At 67.2% G+C, this 332-nt stretch carries 1 protein-coding gene; it reads right to left on the reverse strand.

The genetic code is table 11. The features are described 5' to 3' along the window. Window positions 1–17: 17 nt before the first annotated feature. Window positions 18–332 (reverse strand): hypothetical protein (locus P2081_RS20570; RefSeq protein ID WP_278924647.1); only part of this gene is annotated, 315 nt, incomplete at its 5' end.

Here is a 332-nt window from a genome sequence, read left to right on the forward strand (position 1 = left end):
GCAATGCGAAGTGTTCTCTACTGGTTCTCAGGTCCATACTTGCCAGGGAAGTAGCTACCGTCGTCACCACCTGGGGCGTAGGCGGGAGCAGCGTAGGGGTAGGCGGGGGCGGCGTAGGGGTAGGCAGGGGCGGCGTAGGGGGCAGGGGCAGCGTAGGGGTAGGGGGCGACGGGGGCAGCGGGGGCGGGGGCGGGGTCGTCGGGGTACTTGCCTGGCCAGTAACTTCCATCCTCCTCGGCACCGTGGTATGGGTAACCGGGGTAGACTTGGCCTACGGCCGCGGCCGCCAGCGCGATCAGCAGAACCAAGCTCTTGGAGACAGCCATGACAAC

The sequence above is a fragment of the Pseudophaeobacter profundi genome, from assembly GCF_029697505.1.
GTDB classification, from domain to species: Bacteria; Pseudomonadota; Alphaproteobacteria; order Rhodobacterales; family Rhodobacteraceae; genus Pseudophaeobacter; species Pseudophaeobacter profundi.